The following is a 19,841-nucleotide window of genomic DNA, read 5'->3' on the forward strand; positions in this document are numbered from 1 at the left end:
GCGCCGGGCCCGAAATCAGCCGGAAGCCGGGCGGGCCGGTGTGGCGGCCGGAGCCGCCTGAGCGCAGCGCACGAACACCATGGTGCCGTAGCGCGCGGTGACGCTGGGGTCGACCCAGGGCGCGACGATGACGCCATCCTGGAACGACGTGATCTGGCGGTCTTTTGGCATGCCGGCGGGGCCGGGCGGTCCGATATAGACGCGGCCGCTGGCATTCTTGAGCACGACTTCGCTCGGCTGCGACTGGTCGGCCAGATACATCATCACGCCGTTATTGGGTCCGCGCGTGATGACGTAGGGATTGCTGCAGTAGCGGCGCGCCTCGTTGATCGTGCGCGGCAGGTCTTTTTCCTCGCGGAAGGAGCCGAGGCCCCAATTGCCGACGAGATCCTCGGTGGTGATCGAGACGTTCGGCGTGGCCGGCGCGACGGACGGGGACACCCGCTCCGTGACCGATGCGCAGCCGGAAATGGCAAGAAGCGCCGCGGCGCCGGCCAGCCAGGTCGCGGCGTGGCGCGGGCTGCCTCCGGCGGGGGCTCCCGCTCCCGATGTCGTTGCTGTTGGTTCCATGCGTCTCCCCCTTGCCGCGGTACCCAGGCAACTCCCCCGGTAAACCGCGGCTGTTCACGCCAAGGCAGCACGTGATTCTGGACAGCATGATGGCGGGCATGTGGCGGGGAATGCAACTGCCGCCACAAACCTTGCGCGGGGCGCTATTCTGCCGGGCGGGCGGCCGGAAGCGGCAGCATCGGCGCCCGCCGCAGCGGGTCGACCTTCTTGATCGGGCCGGCCTTCGGCGCCCCCGGCAAGGTGCGCCAGTTGACGCCGGCGATCGTCACGATCCGGCTGCCGCGGAAATCGGCTTCGCTGCGGATATGGCCGTGTTCCGACATATAGGTGAGCAGCCAGCGGCCACGCGAGGGCGACCGGCTGCCATAGGCGTTGGCGAGTGCTTCGTCCGTCGGGCAGGGGGCCTCTTCCCGGGCGGCGCGGGCAAGCAGCAGGAAGACGCCCTGCATCTCCTCCGGCAGGCTTTCGGCGACGGCCAGAACCTGCTCCCAGGCATCGTCGCCCTTGTCCGAGCTGACGCCGGCACGCGCCAGCGCCAGGCGCTTGCGGAAGCTCGGCATGTCCTGGCCATAGGTGCCAAGCTTCTTGATGCGGCAATGGAACAGGAAGTCCTGGTAGATCGACGGCGCCGGGCGGAACGCCGTGTCCGGGTCCGACATGATCTCGGCATAGACGGAATCCAGCAGTTCCTGCTTCTCGGCTTCCGTCCGCGTGTCGAGTTCGGCTTCCGGAGTCGTGTCGAGCGGGCCCGAGATCTCGATCTCGCGCAGCAGTTCCGCCGTGCCCCGGGCGCGGGACTGGCTGGGAGCCGGCATAGGCAGCAGGTCTGCCTCGCCTCCGACGAAGATCAGGTCCTGCATTTCGGCCTGCGGCATGTCGGGAAGCGGCATCAGCACGGGGCGGCCGCTGCGCCCGGCCGTATCCACCGCGCCGATGCGCAGCGGAATCGGCTTGCGCGACAGCGCCGGGCCGAGCGCGATGAACTGGCCGGGGTCGAGATCGCGAAAACCTTCGGCCTGGCGGCGATCCATGCCGAGCAGGTCGGCGGCGCGTGCCATGTCGATATCGAGGAAGGTGCGGCCCATCAGGAAGTTCGACGCTTCCGCCGCGACGTTCTTGGCGAGCTTGGCGAGGCGCTGGGTGGCGACGATGCCGGCCAGTCCGCGCTTGCGGCCGCGGCACATCAGATTGGTCATGGCGCCGAGCGACAGGCGGCGCGCCTCGTCCGAGACTTCACCGGCCACGGCGGGCGCAAAGATCTGCGCCTCGTCGACGGTGATCAGCATCGGATACCAGACGCTGCGGTCGGCGTCGAAAAGCCCGTTCAGGAAGGCGGCGGCGCAGCGCATCTGCTCTTCCGCGTCGAGGCCTTCCAGATTTAGCACGACGGAGGCGCGATGCTGCCGGATGCGCAGCGCGATCCGCTGCAATTCGCTGGGGCTGCGCTCGGCGTCGACGACCGTGTGGCCGAAACGCTCCGAGAAGCTGACGAAATCGCCCTCGGGATCGATGATCGCCTGCTGCACCATGCCGGCGCTCTGTTCGAGCAGGCGGCGCAGGAGATGGGATTTGCCGGAGCCGGAGTTTCCCTGCACCAGCAGGCGGGTCGAAAGCAGTTCCTCAAGGTCGAGAAGGGCGGGCTGGCCTGCCGTGTTCGTCCCGAGTTCGATTCCAGCTTTCATAGTGCTCCACATCGCCTTTTTCCGCCTGGCCATCCTAGCATGGGAGGCCGAGGCGTCCGGTCGCCTCATCGGAACTCCACAGGAGATCCCATCGCGCAAAACGCGCAATCCGCCGGCTACCTGCGCAACCTGCGTGGTCCGGCGCCCAAGCGCGCGAACCTCCATCTCAGAGATCGTTCAAGGAGGAATGGTACGCCCTAGGGGAGTCGAACCCCTCTCTCCACCGTGAAAGGGTGGCGTCCTAACCGATAGACGAAGGGCGCAGCGATGCGCGTTATAGGTAGCTCCCTTGAGCCTGACAAGCTCAAGTCTTGATCCCGACACCCGATCAAGATGGGTGGTGCGCCCTAGGGGAATCGAACCCCTCTCTCCACCGTGAAAGGGTGGCGTCCTAACCGATAGACGAAGGGCGCGGCGAGGCGGGTTATAGGCGGCAAGCCCCGGAGTGACAAGACCGTTTGCGGGTCTTGTTTTCCGCCTGTGGATAGAGTGCCGCCTCATCGCTGAGGCGGCACGGATTGGCTGCTACCACTTGCCCGTATTCGGCATCGAGGCCCAGGGCTCCTGCGGCGGCAGCGGATCGCCGGCCTGGATCAGCTCGATCGAGATGTTGTCGGGCGAGCGGACGAAGGCCATGTGGCCGTCGCGGGGCGGGCGGTTGATGACGATGCCAGCCTTCTGCAGCTTGTCGCAGAGCGCGTAGATGTCCTCGACCAGATAGGCGAGGTGACCGAAATTGCGGCCTTCGCCATACACTTCTGGGTCCCAGTTGAAGGTCAGTTCGACCTGGGCGGCCTCGTCGCCGGGCGCTGCGAGGAAATACAGCGTGTAGCGGCCCTTCTCATTGTCGATGCGGCGCACCTCGTTCAGGCCGAGCTCCTTGTAGAAGGCGATCGACTTGTCGACGTCGGTGACGCGGACCATGGTGTGGAGATACTTCATTGGCGCGTTGTCCTTTCCCAGATGTTCCCGATCAGGAGCCGTGCCGCCGATTGGGGCCGGTCCGTCATATGGCACCGACACCATAGACTCCGGCGGCGCAAACAGAAACCCGCCCGCCGCCCCTGCGGTAGTCCTTAACCGGCGTTAACGGAAATCCCCGGTTGTGGCCGGGATGTCACTGGTCACGCTTCGATCCGATGTTATTCTCATGCGGGGATTCGGTCGCAACATCGCCGCAATGGCGGTATCGCGCGATCGGCCATGTGAAAATGACGGCCTCGTTAGAAGGCCTATCGGGGGCCGACAAGATGGGTTCCAAGAACAGCGCTGAACCATCGTCCGCCGAAAGGCGCGAGGACGAAGGCGGGCTGGATCTGGTCGAAGTAGCGGGCTCGATCAAATGGTTCGATGCCTCGAAGGGCTATGGCTTCATCCTGCCCGACGATGGCTCGCCGGATATTCTGCTTCATGTGACCTGTCTGCGCCGCGACGGTTTTCAGACCGCCTATGAAGGCGCCCGCATCGTTTGCGAGGTCACCCAGGGCCAGCGCGGGCTGCAGGCGTTTCGCGTGCTCAGCATGGATGATTCGACAGCGGTCCATCCGGCCCAGGTCGGTCCGCCGCGCACCCACACCGTCATCGTGCCGACCAGCGGCCTCGAGCGCTGCATCGTCAAGTGGTTCAACCGCGTCAAGGGTTACGGCTTCGTCACGCGGGGCGAAGGCACGGAGGATATCTTCGTCCATATGGAGACGCTCCGCCGCTATGGCCTGACGGAACTCCGTCCGGGCCAGACCGTGCTGGTGCGCTTCGGCGACGGCGACAAGGGACTGATGGCTGCCGAAATCCGCCCGGATGACGGCTCCGGCCCGTCGTCGCACTGATCGCCGTGGCGCAATCCCGCTCCCGCTTTTCTCCGTTGCGCACCCTCGGGGCGGCGCTCGCCTTCGGGCTGGCCCTGGCCAGCGGGGCCTTGGCGGCGGACAAGCCGGGCGAGATCCAGGTCAAGACCCGCACGGGCACCCACGCGATCACAGTGGAATGGGCCGTCACCCCGTCGCAGCGCGAGCGCGGCCTGATGGGGCGCGAGAAGATGGCTCCCAATCACGGCATGCTGTTCGATTTCGGCAATGAGCAGCCGCTCTATTTCTGGATGAAGAACACGCCGCTCTCGCTAGACATGATCTTCATCAAGGCGGACGGTCGCACCTCGCGCATCGAGCGGGGCGCGAAGCCCTTTTCGGAGGACCTGATTCCGGGCGGCGCGCCGGCGCGCTACGTGCTGGAGATGGTGGCCGGCAGCGCCGATCGACTGGGGCTGGCGCCCGGCGATCGTTTTATCATTCCGAAGCCCTGAATCGGATCTGCGTCGAAGATGCGCTGTTGAGGCCGCCATTTGTCGGCTTGCAATGCCTTGAAGACCCGGGGCGGACCGTGTAATCCACCCCAGTCGAAGAATGTCGGGGCATAGCGCAGCCTGGTAGCGCATCTGGTTTGGGACCAGAGGGTCGTAAGTTCGAATCTTACTGCCCCGACCATTCGACCGAAGAGATCCCATGGAGGCGAGCTGACAATGGTTGCGCGTATCTTCAAGCCGGCACGGAATGCGATGCAGTCGGGCAAGGCGAAGACCGAGCGTTGGACGCTTTCCTACGAGCCGGAAATCCCCGTCTCCGTCGAGCCGCTGATGGGCTACACCTCGTCCTCCGACATGAACCGCCAGATCAAGCTGCAGTTCGACACGCAGGAAGAGGCCGTGGCCTATGCCGAGAAGAACGGCATCCCCTACCAGCTGATGCCGGCGCAGTCGGACACGCGCAAGAAGATCTCCTATTCGGACAATTTCAAGTTTGGCCGCCTGCAGTCCTGGACGCACTGACCCAGCCTCGGCGCCGTCCGGACGGATGTGCCGAGACGATTGGCCCCGTAGCTCAGCTGGATAGAGCAGCCGCCTTCTAAGCGGCAGGTCGCTGGTTCGAGCCCAGCCGGGGTCGCCAAATATATCAATGACTTAGACGGAAATCCTGCGCCATTCCGAATGGGCAGGCCGTAGTTCGTTCCGAAGCGTTCCCCAATCCTAGGCATTGGCGGCGCTTCCTATGCGCTGGTGACGCCGACGCATCGAGCGCTTTCGCCCGCCACCCCAAGCCATCCTGAGAGCCAAGACGCGGCCGTTCGAACTGGGGTGCCCGCCGGCACCTGGCAGGGGGCCGGCGGGCTGCGAGCTTCAGTCGGCTAAGGGGCCCATCTGACGAACGCGCTCGGAGCTTAGCTATGTCTGCCGCAGCGTCAACCTTGAGTAGAGCGCTGACGCGCTAGACCTCGCGCGTCGCGCACCCGGGGGGCAGCACCTTCTGGAGTAGGGTGCGCTTGTCTGCTCAGCCCTTAGCCTGCGGCCCGGAGCGCCTCCAGCACGATCGAAAACGCGGCGGAATGCTGTCTTCTGCTGGGGTAGTAGAGGTGGTAGCCGGAGAAAAAGGGGCACCAATCGTCCAGGACCTGGACGAGTTCGCCGCGGGCACGCGCATCGATCACCAGGCTTTCCGGAATGTAAGCAACGCCCAGCCCGGCCACGGCTGCATCGACCATGGCGATCGAACTGTTGAAGGTCAGTTGGCCCTCGACCCGCACGCGGAGATTTCTGCCATCCTTGGCAAACTCCCATGCGTAGAGACCGCCGGATCGCGCCTGTCGGTGGTTGATGCAATTATGCCGGACCAGATCCTGCGGTGAATCGAGCGGGGGATGGCTGTCGAGATACTCGGGCGACGCCACCGCCACCAGGCGCCAGTCGGGGCTGATACGAGCGGCCACCATGTCCTTGTCGAGACTTTCCCCCAGCCTTACCCCGGCGTCGAAGCGTTCCTCCACGATGTCGCGAAAGCCGTTTTCGATGCTGAACTCTACGCGGATGTCCGGATAGGCTTTCAGCATCGGTTTGAGTTTGGGCCAGACGATCCAGTCGAGCGCATGGTCGGAAAGTGTCAGCCGAACGTTGCCGGACGGCTTGTCCCGAAAGGCCGTCAGGGCTTCGATTTCTCTTTCTATATCCTCGATCCGCGGTGCCAGGGTTTGCAGCAGCTGCTCGCCGGCTTCGGTCAGAGAGACGTTGCGCGTCGTGCGGGTGAGCAATCGCAGGCCGAGGCGCTGCTCGAGCTGCTTGATGGTATGGCTGAGAGTCGATTGAGATGAGCCCAGCTTGGATGCTGCCTTCGTGAAGCTGCGCTCCTGGGCGACAGCCATGAAGGCCAGCATGTCATTCAAATCCTGCCGCTGCATGGCCATCCCATTCATATCGAGCATCGATAGGTTCAAGCGAATTATACCCTCTAATCAAGGGGAATGAGGCGGTCTACCTTCCGCGCAACGATTTGCAGCGGATGGCAGGATGACCACGCACGTAGATAGCGCACCTACATCGAGACCCCGGGCGGCCTGGGGCGCGGTCTTTTCCATGGCCCTGTGCGTCGCGACGCTCATCGCCTCGGAATTCATGCCGGTGAGCCTGCTGACGCCGATATCAGCCGATCTAGGCATCACCGACGGGCAGGCTGGCCAGGCGATATCGGTCTCGGGAATGTTCGCAGTGGTCTCCAGCCTGTTCGCCGCGCAGCTCACCCGCCATATGGACCGTCGCCAGGTCATCCTCGGCTTTTCCGCATTGCTTGTGGCCTCCGGAGCCCTTGTCACCTTGGCGCCGGATTATCTCTGGCTGATGGTGGGGCGCGCGCTGCTCGGACTTGCCATAGGCGGCTTCTGGGGCATGTCCACGTCGATCGTCATGCGGCTGGTGCCAACCGAGGACGTGCCGCGCGGCCTCGCCATGCTCAATGCTGGGAATGCCGTTGCCGCAACTGTTTCGGCGCCATTGGGCAGCTATCTCGGCGACATCATCGGCTGGCGCGGCGCGTTCTTCTTCGTGGTTCCGCTGGCCGTGCTGGCCTTCGTCTGGCAATGGATCGCCCTGCCGTCGCTCCCTTCCCGCGCAACCGACAGCACTGGGAATGTCTTCCGCTTGCTCCGGCGTCGTCCGGTGGCTCTGGGCATGGCGTCGATCACCCTTCTCTTCATGGGTCAGTTTGGCCTGTTCACCTATCTCCGTCCCTTTCTGGAAGGTGTGACGGGCGTTTCCGTCCCAGGGCTTTCGACAATTCTCCTGGTCATGGGCCTCTCCGGCGTGGCCGGCACCTGGATGATCAGCCATGCTCTGCGTACGCGCCTGTTCAGCGTCCTCATTGCCATCCCGCTCGTGATGGCTGCGATCGCCGTGGCGTTGGTCGCCTTTGGTACCTTGGCGCTGCCGGTTGCTCTGTTGCTGCTGCTTTGGGGCATTTTCGGCACAGCCGCGCCGGTTGGCTGGGGCGCCTGGCTGGCGAGGACGCTGCCCCGCGATGCCGAGGCTGGTGGCGGCCTGCAAGTGGCGCTGATCCAGTTCGCTATCACGGTGGGTGCGGCGGGTGGCGGTCTGCTGTTTGACCGGGCCGGCTGGTGGGCGCCTTTCCTCTTCGCGGCCGTGCTGCTCTGCGGCTCCTCCATTCTTGCCTATGCCGCCTTCCGCGCCAGTTCAGGATCGGCACCATGAATGCCGACAAAATCACGCGCCGCTCGCTGGTTCGAGCTGCGCTGGCGGCGAGCGCAATGCCGCTTCTGGCGAAGGCACAGGAAAGAACGCTGAACAGCCATCAGGAGCCGACCGACATGCGCGTGCGCTTCAGCTTCGCCGGGCGGACCATGATGGCGACGCTCCATGACAGCCCTTCCGCCCGCGACTTCTATTCCATGCTGCCGCTCGATCTCATCATCCAGGATTTCGGCGGCAACGAGAAGATCGCCCACCTTCCGCGAAAGCTCACCGAACAGGGGTCCGGCCCCTTCGGCAACGAGCAGCCCTACGACCTCTGCTACTACGTTCCGTGGGGAAACCTCGCCATGTTCTATGCCGACTACCGCCACCCGGATCTTATCCGCCTGGGGCGGTTCGATGAGGGACGCGAGGCTCTCCACGTCGCCGGGCAATTTCCGCTCCGCATCGAAATCGCCTCCCCACCAGCACCAACAGACAGGAAACTTCCATGATCAAGGACAAGGTCATCATCATCACCGGCGCCTCCTCGGGCATCGGCGAGGCCAGCGCTCGGCTGCTGGCCAGCAAGGGCGCAAAGATCGTGCTGGGAGCCAGGCGCATCGACCAGCTCCAGCGCATCGCGGAAGAGATCGAGGCAGCCGGCGGACAGGCGGTCTACGCGAAACTCGACGTCACCAGTCAGGCCGACAACGACGCCATCGTTTCCCTTGCCAAGGACAGCTTTGGACGGCTCGACGCCACCTTTCTCAATGCCGGGCTGATGCCGAACTCGATGCTTTCCGCGCTCAAGACCGATGACTGGCACCAGATGGTCGACGTCAACATCAAGGGGGTGCTGAACGGCGTCGCTGCGGTGCTGCCGACGTTCACGGCGCAGAAGGGCGGGCACATTCTCGCCACCTCGTCCGTAGCCGGGCTCAAGGCCTATCCGGGCGGCGCAGTCTATGGCGGCACCAAGTGGTTCCTGCGCGACTTCATGGAGGTGCTCCGGATGGAATCCGCCATGGAAGGCACCCATATCCGCGCGACCACAATCTATCCCGCCGCCATCAACACGGAACTGCTGCACACCATCAGCGACAAGGGCGTCGCCGACGCCATGGGCGGGCTCTACGCCAAATATGGAATCTCCGCGGATCGCATAGCGCGCGTTGTGGAATTCGCCATCGATCAGCCGGACGATACCGTGATCAACGAATTCACCGTTGGGCCGGCCAACCAGCCGTGGTGATGGCATAGAGGTCGTCAGGCGCGAAAGCGCAGGGCTTCGATTCACTTTGCGAAAGCGGGTGAGAGTCGGTCGACCTCGTCGCCGTCCTCCGTGACGGCGCATCTGGCGGTGACAGTCTCGGTCCCGGCAGGCGGATCGCGCATCCGGCGCCACGTTACCGCAAGCATGGCCAGACATCGCGCCATCGGCAGCGCCACGTCGCGCATCCCCGGTTGATACGTCAGAGGTCAGGCGGGGTTTATCCACAGGGGCTCGGCGCGAAGCGCTTCCGGACCAGCGCAATCGAGGCCGGGCCTGGAGCCGCGAAAAGTAGAGTCGGCACTTCCCTATCTTTCCCCGTGGTAAAAAGAAAAATCGCGCGAGAGCACAATATTTATTGGCCTGCTCGCGAATATTTTGGCCAAATCGAGTGATTTTATCCGGGTGTTTCAAATATTTTATAAGATTTACAATCGCACGTTGGCTATAAATATACTTGCATCTCGAACTTAAGATTTATTAGGTCTTGCAGTTTTCAAATTGAGTTGGTCACGAATTGTTTCGTGCGACTGATTCATGACTGGTCATGTGGCGGAATCGGCTAGCGTGCTCTGGCAAGCCAAAGGAGCCACCATGAAGCGCCTGCGTCCGACACCGTTAACGCCGATCCTGTCGGTGGCACTTGCCGTGTTTGCCACGTCGGCAGGCGCGCAGAGCCTCGACAGCTTCGGGGTGCTGGCGGGTTCCACCGTCACCAATACCGGCCCCACGATCATCACCGGAAACGTCGGCGTCAGCCCCGGCTCGGCCATCACGGGCCTCGGCACCACTGCCAGCCCGGGTGTGGTCAATGGGACACTGCATTCCAATGATCAGGTTGCCATCGATGCGAAGATCGAGCTCGAGACCCGGTACAACGACCTCTGGAATCGGCCGGCCACCCAGGATCTGACGAACCAGGACCTGGGCGGGAAGACGCTCACCGCTGGCGTCTATCACTTTGATACATCGGCTTCGCTGAACACGCTGGGCGGCCCTCTGACGCTCGACGCGCAAGGCAACCCCAATGCGGTGTTCATATTCCAGGTCGGCAGCACACTAACCACCGACAGTGCGTCGGAGGTCAGGCTCATCAACGGTGCCCAGGGCGGCAACGTCTATTTCGTGCTCGGGTCGTCGGCGACACTCGGCACGACCTCGACGTTCCAGGGCCAGATTCTGGCGCTCGCGGCCATTACGCTCACCACCGGCGCCAACATCAATTGCGGAGCCGTCTGGGCCCAAACGGCAGCCGTGACCCTGGACACCAACAACATCACGGTGTGCGTGCTGAAGCAGATGACCGCTGGCGAGGTGATCGGATCCGACGCCACGGACAACCAGGAAGCCGTTGCGGGGGCGATCGACGATTACGTGACCCGCGGTGGCGTGCTGCCGCCCGGATTCCAGGACCTCGTCGACTTCCTCTCGCCCGCCGAACTGGCGGAGGCGTTCACGCAGCTCTCGGGGGAGGTCGCGACCGGCGTGGCACCAACCGGGATCCAGGCCATGAACTCCTTCCTGAATCTGGTGCTTCAGCCGGGCTACGGCAACGGGCGCAGGCCCGCGCCGACCCCGGCGGAGACTCCCAGCACGGTGAGGGTGCTGGGCTACGCCACGGCAAGCGCGTCCGTGGGAAGCGCGGCTTTCGCAGCGCTGGACCCGTCGCGCGTCATTCCCGACCCGCGCCGCTGGGAGTTCTGGGCTGGAGGCTATGGCGGCAACAGCAAGACGGACGGGGACTTCTCGGTCGGAAGCCATGAGCGGACGTCGACCCTTCGCGGCTTCGCCGTTGGCGCTGACCACAAGATCAGCCCGGACACCGAGATCGGGTTCGCGGTAGGAGGCGGCAACACCGATTTCGACCTGGCAAACTGGCTCGGGGGCGGACGGAGCAACATGGTGCAGGCGGCCGTCTATGGCCGAACCAACTTTGACAAGGCCTATTTCACGGCGGCGCTCGCCTACGCCTATCATGACGTCTCGACCGACCGGTCCGTGACCGTCGCGGGCTATGATCAGTATGCCGCGGAATTCGCCGCCCATAACGGCGCCGTGCATATCGAAGCCGGCTATCGCGCCGACTGGCTGACGCCCTATGCGGCCTTGCGCGTGCAGGCCATTCGCACGCCAGCCTATCGCGAGAGCACCGCGGTCGGCGCCTCGACTTTCGCGCTGGCCTACGAGGCGAATACGACCACCTTCGCGCGCGTGGAACTGGGCGCCAGAGCCGAGCATAGCTTCGCGCTCGATCCGGGCACCAGTCTTTCGGTGCGGGCCGGCGCAGCCTGGGCGCATGATTACTGGTCGAAGACGGAAATGCAGGCCTCGTTCCAGGAACTGCCGGGATCGCCCTTCACCGTCACGGGCGCCGAGCCGGCCACGGACTCGCTGCTGCTGTCGGCTGGCACGGAGCTGGCCTTTGCAAGCGGATTCGCGATCGGCGGGTCGGTCGACGGACAGTTTGCCGACGGCTTCCAGTCCTACACGGGGACCGGCGAGGTGAGATACCGGTGGTAACGGGCTGGGCGTCTCTGCCGGCGCTTCTCGTTTCCCTCGTCCTGGCGGTCATTCCGACAAGCGGTTCTTTCGCCGGCGAACTCGTAGCCTTTACCGCCGGCGATCCGCCCGGAACGATCGTCGTGCGCACCGAGGAGCGCAGGCTCTACCTGGTTCTGCCCGGAGGGCGCGCCCTGCGATACCTGGTCGGCGTCGGCCGGTCGGGACGCCAGTGGGTCGGCGCGTCCTCGATCGATGGCAAGCATCTGCGTCCCAACTGGGCGCCGCCCGCGGCCATCAAGCGAGCCCGCCCGAACGTGCCCGACTTCATCCCGTCGGGATCGCCGGCCAATCCGATGGGAGCCGCGGCGATGACGCTCGCGGGTGGGGAATATGCCATCCACGGCACCAACCAGCCGAACTCGGTGGGCGGGTTCGTGTCCTTCGGCTGCATCCGAATGCACAATGAGGATATTCTCGACCTGTTTGGTCGGGTGAATGTCGGTACGCCAGTCGTCGTGAGGCGCTGATCCATCCCGCTTCGGCCCGGATGGCGATGAACGTCCATCAAATGCGGAGTCCGTCCGCTAGAGGAGGCGCGACCGTTCCCGGAACTGGCGCGGGGTCGTGCCGGAGATCCGTCGGAACGCGCGGCTGAAATGCGCCGGGTCCGTATAACCGGAGGAAAAGGCGACATCGATGATCCGGCAATCGGTGTCGCGCAGCAGCCGGCTCGCAGTCTCATATCGGGCCGTTTCGAGAATGTCGGAATAGGTCAGGCCGAGATGGGCGAGCTTGCGCTGCAGCGTCCGCGGGCTGAGGCCGGCGATATCCGCGACATCGGCCAGAGCGATCGTTCCCTCTTCGAGATAGGCCGGCAGCATCAGTTTGAGCGTTTCGACGATGTCATAGTCGGAAGGGCCGTCTCCCTCTTGGCTCCGGCTGGGCACAAACGAGGCGGCCGCTGGATTGGAGAGGCTCAGCAGCGTGTCGGGCAGGCTGACCCAGGCGGCGGGCTGGTTGGAGTGAAACCGCACATTCGGCCAGTGGGATCGGGTTTCTGGTCCCGGCGAATAGGCCGATTCGAAGCCGATCGCCGTCGGCATCCAGTCTGGCCCCGCGAATTGCCGGACGATGTGGATCGGGAAGATGTTCTGGATCCATTGCGCGTATTTCAGATGCAGCATTCCTCCCGTGCCCGAGAGCGTGCTGCAGACCCGCACATGATCCACGTCATGCTCGATCCACATGCTCAGGATGGTGTCTTCCCGCGACGCCCAATAGCAGGCGTGCCGGAGCGCGACGAATAGCGTCGGCGCATGCGCGATCAGGGCCCGCGTCTTCTCCCGCATATGAGAATAATGCAGGCGCTGGGCCGCCATATAGCCGAATTCCTCTATGCCTTGGGTTCTCTGCGCGGTCTCGACGAAGCGCAAGGCGGGCAGGAGCGGCAAATAGAGCTCGCTCTTTTCGGCGAGGGAGGAGGGCAGCCGGGACTTTCCGAGCAGCGCCTCCGTCGGCGCGCCGATTTCGTCGAGGATGCTGACGAAGGGCAGGAGGAACTGCCCGCGCGTCAACGGGATACTTGTCATCAGACCTCGCCGCAGCCGGGGCTATGCTCTTCACCATGCCGAATCGCGGGGAATTGCGGCGGGAGGAGTATAGCCCGGGGCGAATGGCGCGAAATGGCAAGACGGACCGGCGGCTCATGACCCAGAAGCTCGCCTTGGAGCCTGCCCGCCAAGGGCTGGCTTTCTTTCTGATTGCAATGTGAGAAGGGATGGCGATGTCGAGGATCGGGACTGCGGTGCGGGTCGCACAAGTTTCCCTGCTGGCGCTGCTCGCGCTCGGCGGTCAGGCCGTCGCGCAGGCGGCCGATGCCGGCCCCAAGGTCACCGACGCGCATTTCACGATCGCGCCCGGCTATCTGGAGCGAGCCGACGTGCCGAACAGCCTGATGCTGCTCGGGCCGCCGCCCGCCGCCGGCAGTGCGGCCTTGGCCCGGGACGAAGAGGCGCGCCGGGCGACGCTGGATCTGCGCGGCGCGGAACGTTGGAAGCTCGCTACTCAGGATGCGGATCTTGCTTTCCCGAAGCCGGCCGAAAATTTCTCGTGCGCCCTTGGCGTTCCGATCGATGAGGCGAATACGCCGCGTCTCTACGGCCTGATGGTCAAGCTGTTGTCGGACGCCGGCCTTTCGACCTATGGCGTCAAGAACAAGTACGAGCGGACCCGGCCCTTCGCCGTCCACAACGAGGGAACCTGTACGCCGGACCAGGAGGCAATCCTGCGTGAGGACGGCTCCTATCCCTCCGGTCACACGGCCGCGGGCTGGGCTTGGGCGCTCGCGCTCTCCGAGATCGCGCCGGACCGCAGCAACGAGCTGCTGGCGCGCGGTATCGCCTTCGGGCAGAGCCGCGTGGTTTGCGATGCCCATTGGCAGAGCGACGTCGACGGCGGACGGATCATGGGGGCAGCCACGGTCGCCCGGCTGCATGCCGACCCTGTTTTCCTGGCGGATCTCAACGCCGCTCGCGGCGAGGTCGAGGCCGCGCGCGCCAAGAGCCTGAAGCCCGCACAGGATTGCGCGGCGGAAGCTGCCGCTCTCTCTCAGACGAAGTAATTCTGTCGTGGAGTTCCGCCTCGGCCTGAGGGCAGGGGCGGGACTTTTTTTGCCGGGACGCCCGGGATCCGGGCGGCTGGCTCCCCTTGGGGCGTGCGCGGCGCACGGGCCCGTGCGGCGGCGTCGCCATCTGGCGGCTCGCTGAAGGCCGTTCAGAACCACTTCACCCAGAGCCCAGAGGCCATCTCGTTGGACGGAAACATGCATCCGGTTGCGGCAGAATACCTGCCATTCTTCATCACCGCGCCCGGGCAGAGCGATGTGCTCTTCAACGGGATGGCCATTTTCATGCTGGCGATCATCCTGGTCGTCGGCAATCTCTATTTCCAGCTCCACGCCATTCCCGAGCGCATGGCGCACCGGACCAATGTCGTCCAGATGCAGGTCGTCGCGGTCCTGGCGCTGATTTCCCTGTTCACGCACAACCACCTTTTCTGGATCGCGGGCTTGTTGTTGGCGCTGGTTCGCATTCCCGATTTCTCGACGCCGATGGCATCGATCGCCGGGTCGCTCGAAAAGCTCGCGGGACAACAGGCCGAACGCACGGAGCAATTGACTCTGGCCGCTGCCACGACGGGCGGCAACCCGCCAGTGACTGCCGCGCCATCATCCGATCGGCTGGCCGTCGAAGTCGCCCCGCTGGCGATGCCTGAGGCAGCCCAGCAGCGCCAGACGGCAGGAGAACCGAGCCATGTTTGAGCTGATGCTGTGCTCGATGCTGACGATCTTTCCCGACTATCTGTTTCGCCGCTACATCCAGAACAAGCAGATCGGTCGCGAGATCACCCTGTATTCCGTCTGGTATGAGCTGCGCTGGGGCATCAGCGCCTGCCTGATCCTGACGGTCTCGCTGATCACGCTGATCTTCTACTTCCATCCTTCGACCAAGAACGTCACGGCCGTTTTCCGCACGGTTTCGATCCTTCCCGAAAGCGGCGGTCGCGTGGCCAAGGTGTTTGTCGGCCTCAACCAGAAGGTCCAGGCCGGCGATCCGCTGTTCCAGCTCGATAGTTCAAAGCAGGAGGCGGCGTTTGAGGCCGCCCAGCGCCGGATCGCGGAGATCGATGCTCAGTTGATCGTGGCGAAGACGCAGCTGGCGGCCGCGGACGGTACGATCAAGCAGGCGGAAGATGCGTATCAGCAAGCGCTGGATGAACTGGATACAAAGCAGGAACTGATGCGGCGCAACGCGAACGTCGTCGCCACGCGCGAGATCCAGCGCCTGCAGGTCTCCGTCGATGGCCAGAAGGGTGCGGTCGATGCTGCCATGGCCAACAAGAAGACGCTGGAGGCGCAGATCTCCGAACTGCTGCCGGCCCAGCGAGCCAGCACCGAGGCCGCCCTGGCCCAGGCGCAGGTCGAACTCGACAAGACGCTGGTGCGCGCCGGCGTCGCCGGAACGCTGCAGCAATTCACGCTGCGGCCGGGTGACGTCGTCAATCCGATGCTGCGGCCGGCGGGCATTCTCGTGCCGGCCGAGGCCGGGCGGGTGGCGCTGGTCGCCGGCTTCGGCCAGATCGAGACGCAGGTCCTGAAGGTCGGGATGATCGCGGAGGCCACCTGCATCGGCAAACCCTTCACCATCATTCCCATGGTGGTGACGGAGGTGCAGGACGTCGTGGCTTCCGGCCAGTTCCGCCCGACGGATCAGTTGATCGACGTCCAGCAACTGGGTCAGCCCGGATCGATAACCGCCTATCTGGAGCCCCTCTATGCCGGCCAGCTGGAAGGCGTCCCACCCGGCGGAAGCTGCATCGCCAACGCCTACACCAACAATCGCGAGGCGCTGGAGGAAAAGGGCCTCGGCACCGGCCGCCGGCTCTTCCTCCATGTGGTCGATACGGTGGGGCTGGTGCATGCCATGATCCTGCGCATGCAGGCGATCCTCCTGCCCGTCCAGACCCTGGTCCTCAGCGGGGGACACTGAACTCTGCCAGCTGCGGCGCGGCTGGCGTCGGTTTCCATAAGTCCCCGAACGGCTCGAGCGCCACGCCATCCTATGGCGGCGGCGCTCGAGCCTTTTTGGGCTTGTATGGGACGTAGATGGGATGGCGCCCCGTGCAGCGTGCCCAATCCACTGCCGCGAGAGCGGGGATTGGAAAGAGGACTGACAGGTCCATCAATTCGGCCTCAGCCGGCGTAGCGGATAGCGTTTCTTTTCTGTTGGGTGCAGAATCTTAGCGCCGGGTTGAAGCGGGAGCCCTTCAGCGACGCCGGTTGAAGCGCCGTTCCTGCCAAGCGTGCGCCGGGCGCGCGACGTTGCGAAAGCGGTTCTGACGATCCTGCGGTGGAGATGCACAGCATGGCCAAGCTCGTCTTTGGAATGAACCAGTCTCTGGACGGCTATGTCGACCACGAGAAGATGTCGACAGGTCCAGTGCTGTTTCGCCACTGGGTCGAGCAGGTCGGCAGCTTGACCGGCAGCCTCTATGGTCGGCGGGTCTACGAACTCATGCGCTATTGGGACGAGGACCGTCCGGAGTGGAGCGCGGATGAGAAGGCGTTTGCGCAAGCCTGGCGGCGGCAGCCCAAATGGGTCGTGTCGCGCTCGCTGAAATCGGTCGGTCCCAACGCTACCCTGGTCGGAGCGGATTTCGAGACAGCCGTGCGGGATTTGAAGTCAGGGCCAGTGGGGGAGGTTGCGGTTGCCGGCCCGGAACTAGCGGGAAGTCTCACCACTCTCGGTCTCATTGACGAGTATCGGCTCTACCTGCATCCCGTCGTGCTCGGTGGCGGCAAGCCATTCTTCGTGGGACCACGGTCGCCGCTTCGCCTGATTTCCACCGATCCGGTCGGCGAGGGCGTCATCCGTCTGACGTATGTTCCGGCCTAGCTGGGCGACAGGTTTCAGGGTCTGTGCCGCGCCCTGGAACATCGGCCGCGCGCGCCATACCCGTTTTGATTGTCCTGTTGCGCCGCCCATCTTGCGGGTGTCCGGGATCGGCATGGTATGAGTGAGGCGTCAATCAACGAAGCGCGGCGGCAGCAGCCGTCCGAGAGGAGACCATGCCCAGTTCCGATGGCAGTAGTATCTTTGATTTCGCAGGGATACTTGCTGTACTGCTTCTTGTTGCCGCGAACGGCTTTTTCGTTGCCGCGGAGTTCGCCCTCGTCGCCGTCCGCCGTAGCCGCGTCACGGAACTCGTGGCGGCCGGGCGGACCAATGCGCTGGCACTGAAGCGCGCCGTCGATCATCTCGACGCCTATCTCGCGGCGACGCAACTCGGCATCACCATCTCGTCGCTCGCGCTGGGCTGGGTCGGAGAGCCGGCGCTGGCGCATCTGATCGAGCCCTGGCTGGCTATGCTTCCGGGCAATATCGCCACTGCGGCGTCGCATACGATTGCCGTCGTAATCTCCTTCGTCATCATCACTGCGCTGCATATCGTTTTGGGCGAACTCGCGCCGAAGAGCCTGGCTCTGCAGCGCAGCGAAACGACGGCGCTCTGGGTGGTTCGGCCGCTCAGCGTCTTCCTGTTCGTCTTGCGGCCGGCGATCCTATCGCTCAACGGCCTCGGCAATCTCGTCCTGCGCCTGTGCGGCTTGCGGCCGGGCGCCGGCGAGGAATCGCTTCATTCGCCGGAGGAACTGAAGCTGCTGATCGCGGCCAGCCAGGAAGGCGGACTGCTCAACTATTCGCAGCAGGAAGTGGTCGAGCGCGTCTTCAACATCGGCGACCGGCGCATTGCCGACATCATGACACCGCGCCTCGAGATCGATTGGGTCGATTCCGAGGATAGTCCCGAGGAAATCCTGCGGGGCATCGGCGAATCTCGCCATGAGCAACTCCTGGTCGCGCGCGGAAGCATCGACGAGCCCATCGGCATGATCCTGAAGAAGGATCTCTTGGGCCAGGTTCTGGAAGGCAAGCCGATCGATCCGCTCGCCGTGCTTCGCCAGCCCATGGTGGTGCACGAGGCGACGCCGATCTTCCGCGTGCTCGACCAGTTCAAGAAGGCGCCGGTCCGCCTGGCGATCATCGTCGACGAATATGGCAGCATGGACGGTATTGTCACCCAGACGGATCTCCTAGAGGCGATCGCCGGCGACCTGCCCAGCGCCGAAGGCGAGGATCCCGATGTAGTCCAGCGCGATGACGGTTCCCTGCTGCTCGATGGCATGATGCCGGCGCATGCGGCCTTCGACCGGCTGGGATTTCGGCTGCGGTCGGCGGATGGGGCGTTCCATACCATCGCCGGGTTCGCCCTGGCCCAGCTTGGCCATATCCCGAAGGTTGGCGAGCGCTTCGACTATGAAGACTGGCGCTTCGAGATCGTCGATATGGACGGCCGGCGGATTGACAAGCTGCTCGTGCAGCCGGTGCCTTCGGCGACTGGGGTCTCTGAAGACTAAGAAGCTCGAACGAGCCGGCCCCGGTCGCGCCGAGAAGGCGCGACCGTCACAGGGTCAGGCGTTTCGGCTGTTCACGGCGCGCGGATAGCCAGAGCCGATACCATCAAGGCGGTATGCCTGCCATTTCGCCTTGACCCCACGCCCCCCACGCGTAGCGGACCCGGGCTATCAGGCGCCTGGATCCGCACATGCGGGTCTCGATAGCGCGCCACCGCAGCTCCGCCCGAATCTCCAGCATGGTTCCGGTTGGCCCCGATAGCATCAAGCACGGCAGGCTTACTTTCGGGGCGGGCTTCGCTGTGCCTCTCTCCACTTTTTTGACAGCGTTTTCACAGCAACGCAGCGCTTTACCTAGACGTAATGGTCGGCAAAAATCTCGATCATTCAGATGTTTCGAAGCCGATAAGTTCTGATGGCTTATTATATTATGTCCTCACCATATATTCCTTTACGCGAGATTCCCCTACGTGATGCAACGCTGCAACAGCCAGCGCGGCTGGGATCGGCTAGACGATGAAGCCATACGGGGCAGTACCACGACCTGGTTTGGGTGAAATCTTAGGAGCGAAGGGCTCAGCAATGAAATTCGCAATTCGTAGTCTTACGGTGGCTTCGATCTTGGCAATGGGGGGCGTTGCTGCTCACGCTGCGGATCTTACTTACGAGCCGGCGCCCGTCGCTGCGGCTCCGGAAGTGTTCAACTGGACCGGCTTCTATGTCGGTGTCCATGGCGGCGTCGCCGCCGGCGACTTCAAGTATCCGCTCAACGTTAGCAGCGATGGTCAGAACTTTATCAATGGCGACCTGAAGCAGGATGCCAGCGGCGGCTTTGGCGGCGCCCAGATCGGCTACAACTGGCAGTTCAATCCCAATTGGGTCATCGGTGTCGAGGCGGACATCGCTGCAGCCTCCTATGAGGGCAAGCTTTCGGGCAACATCAACGGTTTTGGTGGCAACGTAAACTTTGAGGCCGGTTCTGAGGTCGAATGGTTCGGCACGGTTCGGGGTCGCATCGGCTACGCCCTCGATAACCTGCTGCTCTACGGCACGGGTGGTTTCGCCTATGGTGACGTGAAGTCTGAGATTTCGGCAAATCTCGGCGGTGGCGGGTTCAATGCTTCCACGTCCGACACGCAGTATGGTTGGACCGCGGGTGCCGGTTTTGAATACGGCATCACCAAGAACATCACGCTCAAGACCGAATATCTGTATGTCGATCTTGGCAGCCAGAACATCATCGACCAGAATTTCGACGGTGCGCGTCTCACGGTGGACGCCGACACGCACTTCCACACGCTCAAGGCCGGCCTGAACTACAAGTTCTAAGCCTTAGGTCTG

The 19,841-nt window shown here is 63.9% G+C and carries 19 protein-coding genes and 4 tRNA genes; 16 read left to right on the plus strand and 7 right to left on the minus strand.

The window, feature by feature from the left end; translation table 11 throughout:
- Positions 1-15 precede the first annotated feature (15 nt).
- From ABIE08_RS03330 to ABIE08_RS03350, 5 genes are all read right to left on the minus strand, one after another.
- The gene (locus tag ABIE08_RS03330) at positions 16-570 is read right to left on the minus strand and encodes a hypothetical protein (protein ID WP_354548746.1); all 555 of its coding nucleotides are present in this window, start codon (positions 568-570) and stop codon (positions 16-18) included.
- A 143-nt stretch (positions 571-713) separates the two neighbouring features.
- Positions 714-2,252 carry an ATP-binding protein gene (locus ABIE08_RS03335; RefSeq protein ID WP_354548747.1) on the minus strand — a complete coding sequence of 513 codons (1,539 nt, stop codon included), beginning with the start codon at positions 2,250-2,252 and terminating at the stop codon, positions 714-716.
- Positions 2,253-2,440: 188 nt separating this feature from the next.
- A tRNA-Glu gene (locus tag ABIE08_RS03340) sits at positions 2,441-2,515 on the minus strand.
- A 75-nt stretch (positions 2,516-2,590) separates the two neighbouring features.
- A tRNA-Glu gene (locus ABIE08_RS03345) sits at positions 2,591-2,665 on the minus strand.
- A gap of 112 nt (positions 2,666-2,777) precedes the next feature.
- Entirely contained in the window at positions 2,778-3,194 is a 417-nt protein-coding gene (locus tag ABIE08_RS03350; protein WP_266331815.1) for a VOC family protein, read from the minus strand.
- A gap of 308 nt (positions 3,195-3,502) precedes the next feature.
- Between ABIE08_RS03350 and ABIE08_RS03355 the strand changes: the two genes are divergently transcribed.
- The 5 genes from ABIE08_RS03355 to ABIE08_RS03375 all read left to right on the plus strand — a co-directional run bounded on the left by ABIE08_RS03355 (position 3,503) and on the right by ABIE08_RS03375 (position 5,191).
- Positions 3,503-4,078 carry a cold-shock protein gene (locus ABIE08_RS03355; RefSeq protein WP_354548748.1) on the plus strand — a complete coding sequence of 192 codons (576 nt, stop codon included), beginning with the start codon at positions 3,503-3,505 and terminating at the stop codon, positions 4,076-4,078.
- Between the two features lie 35 nt (positions 4,079-4,113).
- Positions 4,114-4,551, plus strand: coding sequence for a DUF192 domain-containing protein (locus tag ABIE08_RS03360; protein ID WP_354548749.1), 438 nt, complete (start codon positions 4,114-4,116; stop codon positions 4,549-4,551).
- 104 nt (positions 4,552-4,655) lie between these two features.
- A tRNA-Pro gene (locus tag ABIE08_RS03365) sits at positions 4,656-4,732 on the plus strand.
- Positions 4,733-4,767: 35 nt separating this feature from the next.
- Positions 4,768-5,073 (plus strand): ETC complex I subunit, encoded by a 306-nt coding sequence (locus ABIE08_RS03370; RefSeq protein ID WP_354548751.1) that lies wholly within the window; start codon positions 4,768-4,770, stop codon positions 5,071-5,073.
- A 41-nt stretch (positions 5,074-5,114) separates the two neighbouring features.
- A tRNA-Arg gene (locus tag ABIE08_RS03375) sits at positions 5,115-5,191 on the plus strand.
- 388 nt (positions 5,192-5,579) lie between these two features.
- Here ABIE08_RS03375 and ABIE08_RS03380 read toward each other — a convergent pair.
- The gene (locus ABIE08_RS03380) at positions 5,580-6,473 is read right to left on the minus strand and encodes a LysR family transcriptional regulator (protein WP_354551559.1); all 894 of its coding nucleotides are present in this window, start codon (positions 6,471-6,473) and stop codon (positions 5,580-5,582) included.
- Between the two features lie 109 nt (positions 6,474-6,582).
- Between ABIE08_RS03380 and ABIE08_RS03385 the strand changes: the two genes are divergently transcribed.
- The 5 genes from ABIE08_RS03385 (at position 6,583) to ABIE08_RS03405 (ending at position 12,057) form a co-directional block, all read left to right on the plus strand.
- Positions 6,583-7,776: an MFS transporter gene (locus ABIE08_RS03385; protein ID WP_354548752.1), complete on the plus strand. Its 1,194-nt coding sequence runs from the start codon at positions 6,583-6,585 to the stop codon at positions 7,774-7,776.
- Positions 7,773-8,270 carry a cyclophilin-like fold protein gene (locus ABIE08_RS03390; RefSeq protein ID WP_354548753.1) on the plus strand — a complete coding sequence of 166 codons (498 nt, stop codon included), beginning with the start codon at positions 7,773-7,775 and terminating at the stop codon, positions 8,268-8,270. The genes ABIE08_RS03385 and ABIE08_RS03390 overlap by 4 nt, the downstream gene beginning before the upstream one ends.
- On the plus strand, positions 8,267-9,010 hold the full coding sequence (locus tag ABIE08_RS03395) for an SDR family oxidoreductase (protein WP_354548755.1): 744 nt from the start codon (positions 8,267-8,269) through the stop codon (positions 9,008-9,010). Before ABIE08_RS03390 ends, ABIE08_RS03395 begins: the two co-directional genes overlap by 4 nt.
- A 612-nt stretch (positions 9,011-9,622) precedes the next feature.
- Complete coding sequence (locus ABIE08_RS03400) at positions 9,623-11,548, plus strand: ice-binding family protein (protein WP_354548756.1); 1,926 nt, start codon at positions 9,623-9,625, stop codon at positions 11,546-11,548.
- A 50-nt stretch (positions 11,549-11,598) separates the two neighbouring features.
- On the plus strand, positions 11,599-12,057 hold the full coding sequence (locus ABIE08_RS03405) for a L,D-transpeptidase (RefSeq protein ID WP_354551560.1): 459 nt from the start codon (positions 11,599-11,601) through the stop codon (positions 12,055-12,057).
- Between the two features lie 57 nt (positions 12,058-12,114).
- Here the strand turns inward: ABIE08_RS03405 and ABIE08_RS03410 are convergent, their stop codons facing one another.
- Positions 12,115-13,119: a helix-turn-helix transcriptional regulator gene (locus ABIE08_RS03410; protein ID WP_354548757.1), complete on the minus strand. Its 1,005-nt coding sequence runs from the start codon at positions 13,117-13,119 to the stop codon at positions 12,115-12,117.
- A gap of 215 nt (positions 13,120-13,334) precedes the next feature.
- On the opposite strand from ABIE08_RS03410, the gene ABIE08_RS03415 reads away from it, so the two are divergent.
- The 6 genes from ABIE08_RS03415 (at position 13,335) to ABIE08_RS03440 (ending at position 19,829) form a co-directional block, all read left to right on the plus strand.
- Positions 13,335-14,150, plus strand: a complete 816-nt coding sequence (locus ABIE08_RS03415) for an acid phosphatase (protein ID WP_354548759.1) — start codon at positions 13,335-13,337, stop codon at positions 14,148-14,150.
- A gap of 189 nt (positions 14,151-14,339) precedes the next feature.
- On the plus strand, positions 14,340-14,849 hold the full coding sequence (locus tag ABIE08_RS03420; protein WP_354551561.1) for a hypothetical protein: 510 nt from the start codon (positions 14,340-14,342) through the stop codon (positions 14,847-14,849).
- Positions 14,842-16,077, plus strand: coding sequence for an HlyD family secretion protein (locus tag ABIE08_RS03425; RefSeq protein ID WP_354548760.1), 1,236 nt, complete (start codon positions 14,842-14,844; stop codon positions 16,075-16,077). The genes ABIE08_RS03420 and ABIE08_RS03425 overlap by 8 nt, the downstream gene beginning before the upstream one ends.
- Before the next feature lie 375 nt (positions 16,078-16,452).
- Positions 16,453-16,983: a dihydrofolate reductase family protein gene (locus ABIE08_RS03430; RefSeq protein ID WP_354548762.1), complete on the plus strand. Its 531-nt coding sequence runs from the start codon at positions 16,453-16,455 to the stop codon at positions 16,981-16,983.
- A 173-nt stretch (positions 16,984-17,156) separates the two neighbouring features.
- Positions 17,157-18,503 carry a hemolysin family protein gene (locus ABIE08_RS03435; RefSeq protein WP_354548764.1) on the plus strand — a complete coding sequence of 449 codons (1,347 nt, stop codon included), beginning with the start codon at positions 17,157-17,159 and terminating at the stop codon, positions 18,501-18,503.
- Between the two features lie 579 nt (positions 18,504-19,082).
- Positions 19,083-19,829 carry an outer membrane protein gene (locus tag ABIE08_RS03440; protein ID WP_354548766.1) on the plus strand — a complete coding sequence of 249 codons (747 nt, stop codon included), beginning with the start codon at positions 19,083-19,085 and terminating at the stop codon, positions 19,827-19,829.
- The last annotated feature ends 12 nt before the right edge of the window (positions 19,830-19,841 follow it).

It is taken from the genome of Kaistia defluvii (genome assembly GCF_040548815.1).
Taxonomy (GTDB): Bacteria; Pseudomonadota; Alphaproteobacteria; order Rhizobiales; family Kaistiaceae; genus Kaistia; species Kaistia defluvii_A.

Coding starts and splice junctions, on each gene's coding strand:
- ABIE08_RS03330 (WP_354548746.1), bottom strand. CDS start 570: ATGGAACCAACAGCAACGACATCGGGAGCGGGAGCCCCCGCCGGAGGC.
- ABIE08_RS03335 (WP_354548747.1), bottom strand. CDS start 2,252: ATGAAAGCTGGAATCGAACTCGGGACGAACACGGCAGGCCAGCCCGCC.
- ABIE08_RS03350 (WP_266331815.1), bottom strand. CDS start 3,194: ATGAAGTATCTCCACACCATGGTCCGCGTCACCGACGTCGACAAGTCG.
- ABIE08_RS03355 (WP_354548748.1), top strand. CDS start 3,503: ATGGGTTCCAAGAACAGCGCTGAACCATCGTCCGCCGAAAGGCGCGAG.
- ABIE08_RS03370 (WP_354548751.1), top strand. CDS start 4,768: ATGGTTGCGCGTATCTTCAAGCCGGCACGGAATGCGATGCAGTCGGGC.
- ABIE08_RS03380 (WP_354551559.1), bottom strand. CDS start 6,473: ATGCAGCGGCAGGATTTGAATGACATGCTGGCCTTCATGGCTGTCGCC.
- ABIE08_RS03385 (WP_354548752.1), top strand. CDS start 6,583: ATGACCACGCACGTAGATAGCGCACCTACATCGAGACCCCGGGCGGCC.
- ABIE08_RS03390 (WP_354548753.1), top strand. CDS start 7,773: ATGAATGCCGACAAAATCACGCGCCGCTCGCTGGTTCGAGCTGCGCTG.
- ABIE08_RS03395 (WP_354548755.1), top strand. CDS start 8,267: ATGATCAAGGACAAGGTCATCATCATCACCGGCGCCTCCTCGGGCATC.
- ABIE08_RS03400 (WP_354548756.1), top strand. CDS start 9,623: ATGAAGCGCCTGCGTCCGACACCGTTAACGCCGATCCTGTCGGTGGCA.
- ABIE08_RS03410 (WP_354548757.1), bottom strand. CDS start 13,119: ATGACAAGTATCCCGTTGACGCGCGGGCAGTTCCTCCTGCCCTTCGTC.
- ABIE08_RS03425 (WP_354548760.1), top strand. CDS start 14,842: ATGTTTGAGCTGATGCTGTGCTCGATGCTGACGATCTTTCCCGACTAT.
- ABIE08_RS03430 (WP_354548762.1), top strand. CDS start 16,453: ATGGCCAAGCTCGTCTTTGGAATGAACCAGTCTCTGGACGGCTATGTC.
- ABIE08_RS03435 (WP_354548764.1), top strand. CDS start 17,157: ATGCCCAGTTCCGATGGCAGTAGTATCTTTGATTTCGCAGGGATACTT.
- ABIE08_RS03440 (WP_354548766.1), top strand. CDS start 19,083: ATGAAATTCGCAATTCGTAGTCTTACGGTGGCTTCGATCTTGGCAATG.